Consider the following 17080-nt stretch of genomic DNA (forward strand, 5'->3'; position numbering starts at 1 on the left):
TTTTCGGTATTTTTAAATTTTAACTTGCTCTTTTTAACCTGTTTAGGCTTTAAAGAGCATTTTTTTCTTGGAGAGGAGTGATGCCAAAATATAAATGTATCCGGAAATTATTGTACTTTTGATTTCGAGTAAACCGGGGTTTTTACAGAGTTGTTGAAAAGTCAAACAGGAGGGCTGGGAATAGAGATGACTTGAACTGTAACATTTAATCATAACCACTGGATAAAGCACCTATCATCATGCAAAAACCACTTTCCAACGAGTACAATCCTTATTATCAAAACTACATTGATTTAGTGCCTGATGGGGATTTTTTTGAAATGCTTCGCGATCAACGGGGGGCTATCGTTCGCTTTTTTGAAGACCTTCCGGAAGAAAAATATGATTACCAGTATGCAGAAGGCAAATGGACTATCAAAGAAGTTTTGATGCATATTTTGGATACTGAAAGAGTGATGGCGTATAGGGCTTTGGTAGCCGCAAGAGGCGATAAGACTACCAAGCTTCAAAATATGGACGAAGGCCTGTATGCCCGTAATATGAATGCCTCCGACCGGACGATGAAAAGTCTGCTGGATGAGTTTAAGGCAATTCGCCATTCTACGGTATTTTTATATGAAAATATGCCTGAAGAACAGAGTCAATGGGAAGCCGATGCCGTGACTCATCCCTTTACTGCCCGGGCCTTAGGGTATATTATTATCGGGCATGTGCAACATCACCTTAACGTTATCCAAGAGCGGTATCTGTAACTCTACGCAGTAATAAGGAAAGTAAGGAGTCATGAGAAGTTTTGCGCAATTCTCATGGCTTTTTTTGTGTGTAAAAGCCGAGACGGGCTTTTTTTGTTTGTTTTATGCTCTTTAAATTCAGGGGGAAAGGTATTAGTGTAAGGAATAGAGGTGATTATTGTAAAAAGAGTTGGCCAATAATAAGATGTCTTTCTATTGTTTCTTTACCAAACTGTACTATTCATAGATTTACCATCCTATTTTGGGATAATCGGAAGGAGTGCTGTTTTTTGATGTGTAGTATGTTATATGGAAAGGAGGGGTGTTTTTGTAATAAATCAAGGTAAATGATATAATAATATTCACAATTAACAATTTAGTAGATAGAGTTAATACATATTTATACTTGTAAAAAGTACTTAGATTTGTCTTGATAACAATATTCAGATATGGGTAGTTTTCTAAAAAATGCCCGTTAATGATAAAGGCTTTTTCATTGGACTTTACAAGTTTTTGAGCAGGCCAAATCATTTTACAAAAGTTGCACAACTAACTGAAAATTGCTCTGAAAACAGGCAATAAAAATTGTAATCCTAAAATTCTTGAATTAAGTAATGAACAGGAAAACTACTATGCAAATCAGGCAATGCTGTTTACTGCTTTGCCTCTTCCTATCCTTTTCTGCCTTTGGACAAACCACCATTTGGTTGGAAGATTTTAACCTGCCTAATTACTCTACCAGTGATAATGGAGCTACGGCTTGGAGCTCTACTCAGCCAAGTGGAGCAGACTGGTGGATAGTGTGGTCATCGGAATATTATGGAAAAGATCTTGATGGAGAAGCAACCTGGACATCGGAACAAATCGATATTTCCACTTATACGGATGTATCGATTTCCATTGATATGCGGGAAAGTGGAACCTTGGAAAGTAGCGACTATATTCGGGCGTATTATTCCATTGATGGGGGGGGAGAAGTTTTGTTTGGCGCAGAGTCCGACGACTTTACAAGTACAACTTTTTCTGCTGCCAACCTGAATGGAAATACACTGAGAATCATTATCAGGGCAAGAAATGATAGTAATAACGAATATTATTATTTTGACAATGTGCGTGTAGAAGGGACCTTGGCCAAAGATATGGAATACCTATCCAGTACATTGACTCAAAACAGCGATCAAGTAGCGGTGGGTAGTACCCATCAAGAGGTAATCGGTATTCAAGTAAATACTGAAAATACTAAAAACCCCTTGAATGCGAGTTTGTTTTCTTTTGCCACTCAAGGAAGTACGGATGCTGCCAATGATATTGTCAATGCAAGGCTATATTATACAGGTACCAGCAGTGTTTTTTCGACAGGGAATCAATTCGGGGGTACGGTTACTTCTCCCAATGGGACTTTTTCAATCAACGGGAACCAAACTTTGGCCGAAGGGACGAATTATTTTTGGCTGGTATACGATATAGATGCCAATGCTACGATAGGGAATCTGGTAGATGCGGTATGTCATAAGTTAACCGTTGATGGCATGGACCGGATTCCTTCCGTTACCGACCCTGCGGGGAGTAGAAAAATCAACAATATTAGCTGTAACACAACTATCTCAAGTTTTCCTTATTCAGAAAGCTTTGAATCCGGCTTGGGTAATTGGACTCAGGGTACAAATGATGATATTAATTGGACCCGGAATAGCGGAGGCACAGATTCGGGAAGTACAGGGCCTTCTTCGGCGGCCGATGGCAACTATTATCTCTATACTGAAGCATCTTATCCAAATAACCCGAACAAGTCCGCCTACTTGATCAGTCCTTGTTTTGACTTGAATGGAACCTCAAGCCCTACTTTGTATTTTTCCTATCATATGCAAGGGGCAGATATGGGAACACTTTATTTGGATGTGCAAGAAAAGGAAGGCGTTTGGATTAATTTGTTTTCACTCGGTGGTCATCAGGGTGTCTTCTGGAACGAACGGGAAATAGACCTTTCAGCGTATGAAGGTAAAAATATTAAGTTCAGGTTTCGGGGAATGACCGGAAACAGTTATCGCAGTGATATAGCTATCGACAAAATCGGAATTGAGAGTCAGCCGGATATGATATATCAATCCAGTACATTGACTCAAAACGGTAATCAAGTCGTGGTGGGTAGTACGGATCAAGATATTATTGGAATTAAAGTTACGACTTTAAACCCCTCCAATCCCTTAAGTATTAGTTCTTTCTCTTTTGATACTCAGGGAAGTACGGATGCTGCCAATGATATTGCCAATGCGAAACTCTATTACACCGGTACCAGTAATGCCTTTGCCACAGGCAATCAATTCGGAGGCACTGTCACTTCACCGAATGGAGCCTTTACTATTAACGGCACACAAGTGTTAGCAGAGGGTGATAATTATTTCTGGTTAGTGTATGATATTGACGCCAATGCTACAGTAGATCATTTGGTGGATGCGGTATGTAACCAGTTTACGATTGGTGGTGTGGGTGAAGTCCCAGCTATTACCGCTCCGGCAGGAAGTCGTAAAATCACGGACTTGGACTGTAGTACGATTGTATCCGTTTTTCCTTATTCAGAAAGCTTTGAATCGGGGATTGGGGATTGGATACAAGATACCGGAGACAACTTTAACTGGACGCGTAATTCCGGAGGGACCTCTACAGGTAGCACCGGTCCTTCCGAAGCGGGACAGGGTACGTATTATATGTATACGGAAGCCAATGGAAATACCAACCGTACGGCCAACTTACTCAGCCCTTGTTTTGACTTGAGCAGTATGACCAATCCTTACTTCTACTTTATGTATCATATGCGAGGGGGTAATATGGGAAGTCTACGGGTGGAGGTTCAGGAAAATCCGGGGGTGAGTGCCTGGGTAACCCTGCAAACCTTTAGTGGGCATCAATCAAGCGAGTGGAAATTCAGTCAAATTGATCTCTCGGCCTATGCCGGTAAAACCATTAAGTTGCGCTTCCGGGGAGTGACAGGCGCTGGTATTGAAAGCGATATGGCTATTGACAACCTCTTTTTGGCCGAAAAGCTATTGGAAATTACACCGAGTGTTTCTACTGCCGATTTTGCGCAAGCCATTACCGGGACGGGAGTGGAAATCCGAAACCTGACTTATACCTCAGCCCATCCCGACTCGTACGGTACTTTTACGCTCAAAGACGGTACGCAAATCGGCTCGGCCCATGGAATTGTAATGTCTACCGGGGATGTCAGGGATATCGACCGGCCAAATAGTCGTAGAAATACTACTACAGAACTAGGCAGGTCAGGGTATACAGACTTGAATGGAAATGGGCGAACAACCTATGATGCCAGTTTTATAGAGTTTGATGTGGTACCTTCGGGTGATACGTTGAAGTTCAACTATACCTTTCTGTCTGAGGAATACACCGAATATGTAAATGATGATTATAATGATGTCTTTGCGTTTTATATCAGCGGGCCGGGGATTACCGGAGAGCAAAATATTGCTATCATTCCGGGAACTTCTACGGAAGTATCTATTAACAATGTAAACCAAGGAGAGTATACGCAATATTTTGTGAATAACGATTTGCATAGTGACAATACCATAGAAGATGTCGCCGGTTTTTACAATATTGAATACGATGGGTATACGAAAAACCTGGTTGCGAAAATTGCCGTGCAAAGCTGTGAAACCTATCATATCAAGTGGGTAGTAGCCGATGGGAATGATAGACAGTATGATTCCGGTGTATTTGTAGAAGGTTTGTATAGTAATGATATCACAGGCGCTTCTTCCGTATCGGAAGTGTATAGCGAATGTGTGGAGGATCCTGTGACGGTTGAGTTTACAAGAGTCGGGGATGTATCCAATAACTTGACCTTGGATGTAAATTACTCCGGTTCGATGACAAGGGGGGTAGATTATACTACCAGCGGTACCTTTTTAGGGCGTTTGACTTTCTCGGCAGGAGAGGCCACCAAGGCCATTACCATCACCCCTACGGTTTTGTACAGTATCAATCAGTTGGATAGTATTGTGGTCAGTTTGTCGAATTGTTCGGGAAGTGAGTTTGCCGCAACCAAGGTGTATTACAAACCCGATCCGGATTTGAGCAGTTATGGAACCTTGGAGATTTGTAGCGATGGAGAGTCAGCGATTGACCCGGGAGCTTATGCCAATTATCAATGGAAAGATGCTTCCGATAATATCGTCTCTACGGATCGTATCTTGCGGACAAATGTAGAAGGGACGTATACACTTACCGTGTTGAATGAAGAAGGTTGTACCGCTTCTTCGGACCCGATCACTATTGTGAAACTTCCCGAATTGATTGTTGCTGCCTCAGCTACTTGCCAACCTGCAGGCACAGGAAAAACACAAGTGTACCTGTCTGCTACCGGAGGAGGAGGAAGCTATCAATATAAATTAAGCACGGACCCTGCATCGGCATTTACATCCGATCCGGTGTTCTTAGTTGATAATGGAACAACCGTTGCATTTGACATACTGTCTAACAAAGGATGTGAGAAAACCATCAATGTGACGACTCCGGCTGCTACTCCTGTAGAAATCTCTACTACAGACAAGACGGGGGATTGTGTGTTGGCAGGTGACAATGTATTCTATAATATCATTGATGACGAGGGGAACCTGATTGCCAGTATTCGGGATATGGGGAATAACCTGGGAGTGTTAACGGCAGAAGTGCTTATGGATGCTACGGTACAAAGCTACGATGGAGAGCCTTACTTACAACGGCATTATAAGATTACGCCACAGCATAACGGTTTGAGTGCCATGGTTCGCTTGTACTTAACGCAACAAGAATACGAGAACCTTGCTTTGGAAAATCCTGAAATTCCATTGCCAATCCTTAGCGGAACCAACATTCTTGGAATCAGTAAGTACGATGGGGATGCTCCGGGATCGGGCAATGAGACGTTTATTAACAGTGATTTGGTCGTAGATGGGTTTGATGGTGACAGGCACTATATTGACTTTACCGTGCCGAGCTTCTCTTCCATTTATATACACAGTGCGGTGGATAATGATCCTTTACCGGTACGCTTCCTGTCAGTAGAAGCAAAACAGCAAGGCAAACACAATGTGGCATTGTTGTGGAAAACGGCCGATGAACACAACAATAAAGGATACGAAATTGAAAGAAGTGTACAAGGTCAAACCTTTGAGAAGATTGCTTTTATAGAAGGGAAGAATGTAAAAGGAGAGTCGGCTTACGAATACACTGACTACGGTGTGCAAGGAACGGTGTACTACCGCTTAAAGCAAGTAGATACCAACGGAGATTTTGAGTACAGCAAAGTGGTTTCCGTCACCTTGGAGACACTTCAAGAATTCAAAGTCAAAGTCTTTCCGAATCCGTTTACACAACAGCTGACCTTAGAAGTTTCGAACCCGGAGCAAATACCGGTCAACGTACAGGCATATGATGCCACCGGAAGACCTGTCTTCAACTTTACCTTGGAAGGTTCATCTTATATCAGCAAAGAGTTGAGTAATCACTTCCGGAACTTGTCGAGAGGGGTTTACACCTTGAGAGTTGAATCCTCTAACCAAGTGAAGTATGTAAAAGTTGTGAAACAATAAACTAAGATGAATTCTTAATAATATAAGCCAGCGAAACCTTCGCTGGCTTTTTTTCGGAACCCAATCCAAAGGATAAGGTTTAAGAGCATGTTTGAAATTTCTTACGAGGCCGTCCACCGAATGTCGGACCACCGAATGTCGGTCCATTCAAAAAGTTGCACTGAGGTTCCTGAAATGGGGGGACAACAATATAAGCACGCTCTAAGAAGGATGGCGTAAGGTGTTCAAACAAAGTAGGCTGTATATTGTTGATGAGGAGGAATCATGACTTTTTGACTACCGTGAACCGGAAGAAACAAATTCAGTGATAAATTAAAACACCCGGTTAATCATCAAGTGTTAACCGGGTGTTTTTGTATATGATCAGGTAGGACTCAACTACACTATTTTTTATTTTAAAGAGTTTTGTTCGGATTGGTGTTTTTCAATGGCTCCAGGCTTATAAGAGGCTCCCCCAAACAAATGAAGCATCAAAGCTCTTGAAAAGCGAAAGGTAAACGGAACAAGCATCAAGCAAGGAATCATTGCAGATAATATCCAGACAACGGTGCTTTCCGGATTGATCAACACATAGGTAGCCACGGCACAGCTGATCATAATGGCCATGTTGATCCCATAGCTAAAGTACATGGCCCCAAAATAAAATCCAGGCTCCGGTTCAAAGTTACATCCGCATTTCGGGCAACTTTTATTCATTTTAATAAATTTTCCAATATTCAAACCGGAATGCTGAAACATCTTACCTTTTCGGCATTGTGGACAACGCAAGCTCCACATAGCTTTGATACTCACTGACATGATAGTATTGTTTTGGGTTTCTAATATCCTTCTTAGGATTCAGCTGACTTTAGTCCCGCAAAGGTACTTCCGGAAACCCAATTTCGGAACAGTTCATCTGCTTATAAAGGAACCGAGGATAATTTTAGAAAAGATTTTTCTTTTCTAAAATTATCCTCGGCTAGATTAAGGGATGTAAACCTTAGTTTATGACATTCTTATCTAATCCTCATCATTTTCATTTTCTTCCAGTGAGGAGGATTTGCCAGTAGTTTGCGGCTCACCCTCGGCTATGCTGGACCGCATATCCGTATCGGCTTTGATATTACTCATTTTGTAATAATCCATAATACCCAGATTTCCGTTTCTGAAGGCATCTGCCATTGCTAATGGTATTTCCGCTTCTGCTTCGATTACCTTGGCTCTTGCCGCTTGTGCTTTGGCTTTCATCTCTTGTTCTACAGCTACCGCCATGGCACGTCTTTCTTCGGCTTTTGCCTCTGCTACTTTCAAATCCGCATTGGCTTGGTCGATTTGCAATTTCGCTCCGATATTACTTCCGATGTCGATATCGGCAATGTCAATGGATAAAATCTCGAAAGCCGTTCCCGAATCCAAGCCTTTTCCCAATACCAGTTTGGAAATCTTATCTGGGTTTTCCAACACATCTTTGTGTGACTTGGAGGAACCGATAGAGGTGACAATCCCTTCTCCTACACGGGCCAAAATCGTTTCTTCACCGGAACCCCCGACCAATTGAGCAATGTTAGCCCGGACGGTAACTCTTGCCTTGGCGATCAGTTGTATCCCATCCTGAGCCACTGCAGCTACAGAAGGAGTATTAATTACCTGTGGGTTTACGGAAATTTGAACCGCTTCAAACACTTCTCTACCGGCCAGGTCGATGGCTGCAGCCTGTTTGAAGGTCAGTTCAATGTTGGCTTTGTCCGCTGAAATTAAGGCTTTGATCACCGAAGGAACGTGCCCACCTGCCAGGTAATGCGTTTCCAGGTCATCGGTAGTGAGGGTAAGGCCTGCTTTTGTTGCGGTAATGAGTGATTCAACAATGACTCTGGGGGGGACTTTCCGTACACGCATCAGGACTAAATTGATTAAACTGACTTTTACGGAAGAAAATACCGCCGTAAACCAAAGATTTACAGGGATGAAGTAAAGAAAGGAGAAGAGAAAAATAATTCCTCCAACTAAAAGTATTAGTATGTTATAAGTATTGCTCATAGATTAAAAATTCTGTAATGACTATGTTTAACTTAATTTTTGCTTAAATTAATACCTATATTGAAAATATTCACAAAGTTATAAGAATATTTTAAGTTAAAAACTCCTTGTAAAAGGTAAGCTTATTTTTTAAATCATAAAGGGTAACGTATTCACGTATGTGCTTACATCATGCGAATAGAGAGTAAATTATAAACTTCCTCTTAATAAAACCAGAAACTTTGTATTTTTAAAACTAACCATAACAAAGAATATCCATAAACAAACACATAATCAGTATGATACAGGTGAAAATAGACCAAAGTGCTGCCGTATATGAGGTGACAGAAAAAGACGATAGACTTTTTGTAAATAATCAAGTGGTGGAATGGGACATCGTCCGTTTGGCCGATCAGCGTTTTCATATCCTTTATCAGAATAAATCCTTTAATGCGGAATTTATTCATGCCGATGCGGTAAAGAAAGAATTTATCTTGAAAATCAACGGAAGGGTTTATCATTTGGAAGTAAAAGACCAATATGATATTTTGTTGGAAAAACTGGGAATGAAAGATGCCTTGCTACAAAAAGTAAACGACTTGAAAGCCCCGATGCCAGGGCTGATTCTGGAAGTAAAAGCCAAAGAAGGGGAGCGGGTGAAAAAAGGGGAGCCTTTGTTGATATTGGAAGCCATGAAGATGGAAAATGTATTGAAAGCTCCCGAAGATGTCACCATCAAGTCAGTAAAAGTAAGCCAGGCAGACAATGTGGAAAAAAACCAACTTTTATTAGTGTTTGAATAAGGGAGAAGCCTTTCTGAACGAGATTTTTTACTTTACAGGCTGGCAACTGCCTACTGCTTTGTAGCTTTGCCGGCTCACTTAACGATTGTTGTATACATGCTTCTACCATATTTTAAAGAGGGCCGGATTGAAGCCGGGTTGGACGAAGCGGGGAGAGGTTGTCTGGCCGGGCCTGTAGTTGCTGCTGCCGTGATCCTTCCCGTGGATTATAAAAATAGGCTGCTAAATGACTCTAAAAAACTCACCAAGAAAATCCGGAATCAATTAAGGGAAGAAATCGAACGGGAAGCTTTGAGTTATGCCGTGGCCGAAGTCTCTCCGAAGGAAATTGATAAGATCAATATTTTAAAGGCTTCTTTTTTGGCAATGCACCGTGCCTTGGAACAACTCGAGCCCACTCCGGAACATTTGATCGTGGATGGCAACCGGTTTACACCTTATCCGGATATTACTCATGATTGTATTGTGAAAGGAGATGGAAAGTACGCTTCCATTGCTGCGGCTTCTATCCTGGCAAAAACTTATCGCGATGACCTGATGGAACAGCTCGCTAAAGATCATCCTCATTATCAATGGGAGCAAAATGCCGGGTATCCCACCAAAGCGCACCGGGAAGCGATCCGGATACACGGAACCAGTCCATATCACCGGATGAGCTTTAAACTTTTGCCGGAACAAATGGAAATTAAATTTTAATTTCTTCATCCATAAAGATTTTCGTCACCATTAGCTTTCAAAGAGATTTCCATGAGTTTCTTTAAAAGTTAATGGTATATTGAGGGCCTATCGGGGGCATTTTCCATCCTTTTGAAATTCTCTGAGTGTGATGGAAATTCTTTTACCTTGATACTTTTTAAAATACGGGACTTCATGAGTCCAGTGTAAATTTGTTTCCCAAGGAATTACAATGACCCCATGTGCTGTCATCGGTAAGTCTTTAAACCCTTTTTCTTTCCAATGCTTCATCCGGAACAAGCGTTCTTCACCGGATGAGAAAGCTGTTAAACCATGCCTTTTATTCAATTTTCATCAAAAAATAGCTTGTTTTTAGGGCTGAATATGAGGGCTGTTACGTTGCCAGAAACGACTTCTAGTAAGTGAATGTAATGATTGATATACCCCGCTTGTATAGCATCGTTGTCTCCCCAAAAGTCAATACGCTTTTTGGTGCCGGAAATCAGTGATAAGTCTTTTTGCCCTTTATATAAGGAGAGAATTTCTTGCGTATCTTCTACAACTGCCTCGCTGTCATTTAAGTGAAAATAGAAGCGGTACTTTTCGTCAATAAGAACTTCTAACCGGGTGTTGTCCGAAAGTAATTCGTAATCAAAGTTTTGAAATATTGCTTCGTGAATTTTACTCAGGTCATCGTGAAAGATTAGATGATGATAACTTACACCACCCATTCTATTGGCTTGTTCAGGGTATTTTTTCTCTAGCAATGAGGTTTTCAAAAAATCATATCCATGCGTCTCGTTAATAAGTGGTTTAAGCTTTTCTAACTTAAGCCGCTCGATAGATTGACGTAGATTAGATTCAATGATTTCCCCGATCGTTGTATAGTCTTTTTGTTGTAAAAATCCGGCCAGTTTACCGAACTCCGCATTGACGAAATGTAAACTGTAATCGGATGTGGCTTCTTCTTTCTTTTGAAAATACCAGTCCAACGCTTGTTCATACCGTTTTGCGTATAATAAAATGTAAAAAAAAGTGCGTTGGGACGGAAGGCTGTGGGTATTGAAAAACAGCGCGTGATCAGGATTTTCTAATGCTAAATTGTCAGAGCGAAATTGAATTAGATGGCGGACGTTTCCGTGAAGGTCAAACCAATACAAAACTTTTTCCTCTATACTTGCGCAAATTTCTCTTAAGGATAGTTCTGCCGTAAGTTGAATGGTAAAGTTATGCGTGTGTTTATAATTGATTCCCAGGGACTGAATACGCGTACCCGTTTCCGGATATATCGTATCCATTCCTTCGTATAAATAATGATTATTGATGTTCACATAAAACATTTCACCTCCCCATCTGGATTTTTGAATATTAATCGTTTGCACGACAAAATCATCGGTCAGGCGAATTAGGCTGCTGGTTTTAAACTTTGAGAAGCCATATTTTTTCAAGGGCTTTACAAGCCATTTGGTGATTTCTTTGTTGAAATTTTTGGGAGTATACATTTCTAAAAATAATGATAACGGTTAAGTGTAAAAGTAATAAAAGGAAAGGGTTAAACCTCTATGCGGTTTTTGAACATCCGCTTCGGTGGCTTGGCGGGGATGTGTCGTAAATGAGCCGGTATGTTAATCCTATCACCTCAAAATTCGTGCATGAGGACATTTAGCGACTCCTGCATAACAGACCCGGGTGACAGCGCTATGTTATACGGTGTTCAACATAGAATAGCCATACGGTTAAATAATGGCATTTAACAATATTTAAGGTCTGCAAAATTTGTCAGAATAATCAACTTGATGTAGTTTCGCCCTCCAGATGACAAAGACATTCATTAAATATCTTCTATCTCTAAGTATTTTTCTGTTGGGTGGTTATAGCCAATTGGCTGCCCATACTTCTCAGGAAGATACCTGTCTTTCTTTAATCAAGCGCCTTAAAAAGTCTGAAGGTACCGGCTTTGGTACTATCCGAGAATCTCAGGATTTGAGCCGACATGCTATTGTATCCAGTTCAAAACAAGAAGGCGTAGAAATAGAAGCAGAAGACATCGAGGAAGAAGATGACTTGTTAACGTCATTTGAGAGAAAATTAAGTAGTGGTAATTTGTTTGCTGCGATTTTTAATGCCCAAGCGGCTGAATTTCTCTTCAGTTATATAAGAAAGTGTTTACGGGATGGTAAGCCTTTTTTGTATATAAATCCTTATAGTCGGCAGATCATTTTCCAGGTGTTTAAAATTTGATTTTACTCCTTCCTATTGGCTAAGGCATACGGCCAACGTTCCACTTTTTTTATACGGTTTATCATTCGGTATCCATAAGCCTGAAGCTACGTGAGATGCCATAAGTGTACTGTATTTACACTTCCCTAAAACAATTTAATAAGAAAATCAAAGTGCTTTTCAAAGCACGATTATTATGAAGACACTCCTCATATTCATGGGTTTGTGCACCTTACTGTGCCATACTGGCTATTCTTCATTACACTCGATGAAAAGGTTTGAGCATTCCAGCCTTGGCATGGGACAAAATACCCAGGTCTTACTTGTTCATTCAATTTTGTCAGGTAGAAAAGAAGAGTGCCGAATAGGGGTAGCGGATGTTGAGGAGGAAGACGACAAGTTGCTTTCTTTCAAAAAGCGCTTAAAGAGCACGAATTACCTCTGGGGTGTTTATGCCCAAGCCTCTGGATTTTACTCCAACAATATAGCTAAATTCATAGGGGATAGTTTACTCTATTCCTGCGCCTCCAAGAGGTACATAATCTTCCGGGTACTCAGAATATGATTTAATACTTTCCAGGAGAGTTGGGGACCTAGTGTCACCTAACCGTTCACACCTGTTGTTTTTCACTATTCACTGTCAACACACCTCTCAAAAAAAGTATAAAAACCGAATTGTTTTAAAGTACGAATTTATGATAAAGACAATGCTCTTGTTTATGGGTTTGTGTGCCTTGCTATGCCATACAAGCTGTACAACAGAAAAAGTAGAAGGAAAGGAAATGGGGACTAAATTTCTGGTAACCAGTCCGGTGCAAATGGATACTTCCATTACTAAGGATTATGTATGTCAGATCCACTCTATTCGTCATATTGAACTAAGGGCTCAGGAAAAAGGCTATTTGCAAAAAATCTTTGTAGACGAAGGACAATTTGTGAAAAAAGGACAGCTGTTATTCCGAATTATGCCCAACCTGTACCAAGCCGAACTGCAAAAAGCTCAGGCGGAAGTCAACTTTGCTGAAATTGAATTGCAAAACACGCAATCACTGGCCGATAGCAATATCGTGGCCCCGAATGAGCTAGCCATGGCCAAAGCTAAATTTAGCAAGGCCAAAGCGGAGTTGGCATTAGCACAGGTGCATTTGGGATTTACAGAGATCAGGGCCCCCTTTGATGGTATTATTGACCGCTTTCATGTACGGCCAGGGAGTCTGGTAGACGAGGGCGAGTTGCTCTCTAATTTGTCGGACAATAGTAAAATATGGGTGTATTTCAATGTTCCGGAAGCCGAATACCTGGATTATAAAACCGGTGAAAACCAGAAAAGTACCGGGATAGTAAACCTGTTAATGGCAAATAATAAATTGTTTGAATTTTCCGGAAAGGTAGGAACTATTGAGGCAGATTTTAATCATGAAACGGGGACTATTCCTTTCAGAGCTACATTTCCCAATCCCAAAGGGCTGCTAAGACATGGCGAGACTGGCAATATACAAATGGCTGTACCCCTTGACCGTGCGCTGATTATTCCTCAAAAAGCCACTTTTGAAATCCTGGAAAAGAAGTATGTTTTTGTGGTAGGGGAGGATAATAAGGTAATGACCAGGGAAATTACCATCGGTGCGGATATGGAAGATTTGTATGCGGTGAGTGAGGGGTTAGAAGCAAACGAAAAGATATTGCTTGAAGGGTTGCGAAAGGTAAGAGACAATGAAGAGATCACTTATGAGTACCTGAAACCTGAGAAGATCATCTCCCAATTAAAATTATATGCCGAATAATTTAAGGTTTTAAAAGCGAAAGAAAATGTTTAATAAATTCATTCATAGGCCTGTCCTTGCGATAGCGATCTCACTCGTTATCATTTTCATGGGGATTTTGGCTATGACCAATTTGCCAATATCCCAGTTCCCCTCCATTGCCCCGCCAAGGGTCAATATTTTTATTGCCTATCCGGGTGCCAGTGCCGATGTACTGGTGAAATCCGTGCTTATTCCTATGGAAAAAGCCATTAACGGTACTCCGGGGATGAAATACATGACTTCGGATGCTACCAGTGCAGGGGAGGCCACCATACAGGTAGTGTTTAACCTGGGCATTGATCCTAGTCAGGCCGTAGTAAATGTAAAGAACCGGATCGAGCAGGTAACGAACAGGCTTCCGCCTTTGGTGCAACGGGAAGGGATTATCGTAAGTCGTTCCCAGCCTAACATGTTGATGTATGTAAACCTCTTCAGTAAGGATAAAAATACAGACCAAAAATTCCTTTACAATTATGCAAGTGTTAACATACTCAATGAATTGAAAAGGCTCAATGGGGTAGGGAGTGCTAAAATTCTCGGTAGCCGTCAATACGCCATGCGTATTTGGTTGAAGCCGGACCGGATGCGGGCTTACAACATCTCTACGGAAGAAGTAATGGAAGCGCTGGAAGAACAAAGTATTATCGGTTCGCCGGGTAGGTTGGGAAGAAGCTCGGGCAAACGCTCACAATCCCTCGAATATGTATTGACTTACCAAGGGAGGTACAATGAGCCGGAGCAGTATGAAAATGTGATTGTCCGGGCGAATGCGGAAGGAGAAATTCTTCATCTGAAAGATGTGGCGGAAGTAGAGTTCGGAAGTGAGTTTTACGATATTTACTCCAACCTGGACAATCTTCCCTCGGCAGCGATTACCTTGAAGCAAACCTATGGCAGTAATGCCAGTGATGTCATTGAAGAGGTGAAAGCCAAAATGGATGAGATCAAAGCCGAATCATTTCCTCCCGGGATGGACTATGAGATCAGTTATGATGTATCCAATTTCCTGAATGCTTCCATTGACAAAGTGGTGCATACCTTGGTGGAAGCCTTTGTTTTGGTGGCGTTGGTGGTATTCTTGTTTCTGGGTGATTGGCGTTCTACGCTGATCCCAACGTTGGCCGTGCCGGTGTCTTTGATCGGGGCTTTTATTTTCATGCAGTTTTTGGGGCTAACAATCAACCTGATTACTTTATTCGCCTTGGTACTGGCCATCGGTGTGGTAGTGGACGATGCGATTGTGGTGGTGGAAGCCGTGCATGCCAAAATGGAAGAAGAGCCTGATTTATCCCCATATAAAGCCGTAAAAAAAGTACTTGGGGAAATTAGCGGAGCAGTCATTGCCATTACTTTATTAATGACAGCGGTATTTGTGCCGGTAGCCTTTATGACCGGCCCGGTAGGGATATTTTACCGGCAGTTTTCCATCACTATGGCCGCTTCTATTGTGCTTTCTGGTATCGTAGCGCTTACACTGACTCCGGTGCTTTGTGCAATGATTTTGAAAAATACCCATGGAAAGCCCAAAAAGAAAACGTTGATGTCCCGGTTTATCGATGGTTTTAACAACGGGTTCGAAAAGCTCACGGGGAAGTATGCCGGACTGCTCAAGTCCATTGTGAGCCGAAGAGTAGTTACCTTCGGTTTGTTGTTTGCCTTCTGTGGCGGAATATGGGTGACCAGCCTTGGATTACCTTCCGGTTTTATTCCTGCAGAGGACCAGGGGATGATTTATGCCATTGTGCAGACACCTCCGGGTTCTACCTTGGAACGAACCAATGATATAGCCCGTGAATTACAGGAAATCGCCGAACACGTTGAAGGGATCCAATCGGTATCCGCATTGGCAGGATATGAGGTGTTGACTGAAGGGAGAGGTTCTAATGCGGGGACTTGTCTGATTAATTTGAAAAACTGGTCGGATAGAGAACATAGGGTTGAGGAAATTATAGAAGAGTTGGAAGAAAAGGCCCATGAAATTCCGGGAGCAACCATCGAATTTTTCCAGCCACCGGCCGTGCCCGGTTACGGAGCGGCAGGTGGATTTGCACTGCGCCTTCTGGATAAAACCAATACAGGGGATTATAAAGCTTTTGAAAAGGTGAACAATGAGTTCATGGAAGCTCTTAAGAAGCGGAAAGAATTAGCGGGCTTGTTTACCTTCTTTGCTGCCAATTATCCACAATACGAATTGGAAATCGACAATCAAGCGGCTATGCAGAAAGGAGTCTCCATTGGCAAAGCCATGGATAACCTATCGGTTTTAATTGGTAGTTCATACGAATTGGGTTTCATCCGGTTCGGGAGTTTTTATAAGGTATATGTTCAAGCCGCTCCGGAGTATAGAAGATTACCGGATGATCTGATGAAACTGTATGTGAAAAACGACCGCGATGAAATGGTGCCTTATTCGGCTTTCATGAAAATCAAGAAGAAGCAAGGGCTTAATGAAATTACCCGGTATAATATGTATACCTCTGCGGCCATCAATGGTTCTCCGGCAGCAGGATACAGCAGTGGTGAGGCGATCAAAGCGATTCAGGAAGAAGCTGACAGGGTGCTTCCGAGAGGCTATGATATAGACTGGGCGGGCTTGGCCAAAGACGAAGTAGCCCGTGGAAATGAGGCCCTTTATATTTTCCTCATTGTTTTAGCCTTTGTGTATATAGTACTTGCGGCACAATACGAAAGTTTTATCTTGCCCTTGTCAGTGGTTTTCTCTCTGCCTGCTGGGGTTTTCGGAGCATTTATATTGCTCAAGCTGATGGGTTTAGCCAATGATATTTATGCCCAGGTCGGTTTGGTGATGTTGGTGGGTTTATTGGGTAAGAATGCGGTGCTGATTGTAGAATTTGCCATTCAGAAAAACCAGGAAGGTGCTTCTATACCGGAGGCTGCCATAGAAGGTGCCAAAGTGCGTTTTCGACCTATCTTAATGACTTCCTTCGCCTTTATTGCCGGCTTGATTCCTTTGGTGATCGCTACGGGACCCGGTGCCATTGGCAACCGTACCATTGGTGCGTCAGCCCTTGGCGGAATGTTGTTCGGGACAATCTTCGGGGTAATCATTGTCCCTGGGTTGTATTACATATTTGGCAAACTGGCAGAAGGCCGCCACCTGATACGCGATGAAGATGAACTTCCTTTAACTGAAGAATTTGACCATAATGCTTAAGAGAATCATATATCAATGTGTAGGAGTTGCCTGTATGGCATTAATTTTTACGGCATGTAAAACGCCAACAGTCGTAGAAAGAAACGCG

General features: G+C 42.0%; 11 protein-coding genes. 7 read left to right on the plus strand and 4 right to left on the minus strand.

Going from position 1 to position 17080, the window contains the following annotated elements:
• Positions 1–239 precede the first annotated feature (239 nt).
• Positions 240–752: a DinB family protein gene (locus AAG747_RS24505; protein ID WP_346823890.1), complete on the plus strand. Its 513-nt coding sequence runs from the start codon at positions 240–242 to the stop codon at positions 750–752.
• 593 nt (positions 753–1345) lie between these two features.
• Complete coding sequence (locus tag AAG747_RS24510; protein ID WP_346823891.1) at positions 1346–6319, plus strand: choice-of-anchor L domain-containing protein; 4974 nt, start codon at positions 1346–1348, stop codon at positions 6317–6319.
• 390 nt (positions 6320–6709) lie between these two features.
• Here AAG747_RS24510 and AAG747_RS24515 read toward each other — a convergent pair whose 3' ends face one another.
• Positions 6710–7117, minus strand: a complete 408-nt coding sequence (locus AAG747_RS24515) for a DUF983 domain-containing protein (RefSeq protein ID WP_346823892.1) — start codon at positions 7115–7117, stop codon at positions 6710–6712.
• A 201-nt stretch (positions 7118–7318) separates the two neighbouring features.
• A complete protein-coding gene (floA, locus tag AAG747_RS24520) occupies positions 7319–8335 on the minus strand; it encodes a flotillin-like protein FloA (protein ID WP_346823893.1) in 1017 nt (338 codons plus the stop codon).
• 278 nt (positions 8336–8613) lie between these two features.
• Between floA and AAG747_RS24525 the strand changes: the two genes are divergently transcribed.
• Positions 8614–9117 carry an acyl-CoA carboxylase biotin carboxyl carrier protein subunit gene (locus AAG747_RS24525; protein ID WP_346823894.1) on the plus strand — a complete coding sequence of 168 codons (504 nt, stop codon included), beginning with the start codon at positions 8614–8616 and terminating at the stop codon, positions 9115–9117.
• Positions 9118–9213: 96 nt separating this feature from the next.
• Positions 9214–9813, plus strand: coding sequence for a ribonuclease HII (rnhB, locus tag AAG747_RS24530; RefSeq protein WP_346823895.1), 600 nt, complete (start codon positions 9214–9216; stop codon positions 9811–9813).
• An 87-nt stretch (positions 9814–9900) separates the two neighbouring features.
• On the opposite strand, the gene AAG747_RS24535 is transcribed toward rnhB, so the two are convergent.
• Together AAG747_RS24535 and AAG747_RS24540 are read right to left on the minus strand one after the other, a co-directional pair.
• Entirely contained in the window at positions 9901–10140 is a 240-nt protein-coding gene (locus tag AAG747_RS24535; protein WP_346823896.1) for an alpha-ketoglutarate-dependent dioxygenase AlkB family protein, read from the minus strand.
• Positions 10137–11294 (minus strand): DUF4304 domain-containing protein, encoded by a 1158-nt coding sequence (locus tag AAG747_RS24540; protein WP_346823897.1) that lies wholly within the window; start codon positions 11292–11294, stop codon positions 10137–10139. The genes AAG747_RS24535 and AAG747_RS24540 overlap by 4 nt, the downstream gene beginning before the upstream one ends.
• A gap of 313 nt (positions 11295–11607) precedes the next feature.
• Here AAG747_RS24540 and AAG747_RS24545 point away from each other — a divergent pair, with 313 nt between their 5' ends.
• The 3 genes from AAG747_RS24545 (at position 11608) to AAG747_RS24555 (ending at position 16992) form a co-directional block, all read left to right on the plus strand.
• Positions 11608–12033 (plus strand): hypothetical protein, encoded by a 426-nt coding sequence (locus AAG747_RS24545; protein WP_346823898.1) that lies wholly within the window; start codon positions 11608–11610, stop codon positions 12031–12033.
• A 674-nt stretch (positions 12034–12707) separates the two neighbouring features.
• On the plus strand, positions 12708–13796 hold the full coding sequence (locus AAG747_RS24550; RefSeq protein WP_346823899.1) for an efflux RND transporter periplasmic adaptor subunit: 1089 nt from the start codon (positions 12708–12710) through the stop codon (positions 13794–13796).
• Positions 13797–13821: 25 nt separating this feature from the next.
• The gene (locus AAG747_RS24555; RefSeq protein ID WP_346823900.1) at positions 13822–16992 is read left to right on the plus strand and encodes an efflux RND transporter permease subunit; all 3171 of its coding nucleotides are present in this window, start codon (positions 13822–13824) and stop codon (positions 16990–16992) included.
• Positions 16993–17080 lie beyond the last annotated feature (88 nt).

Source organism: Rapidithrix thailandica (assembly GCF_039710355.1).
Taxonomy (GTDB): domain Bacteria; phylum Bacteroidota; class Bacteroidia; order Cytophagales; family Flammeovirgaceae; genus Rapidithrix; species Rapidithrix thailandica.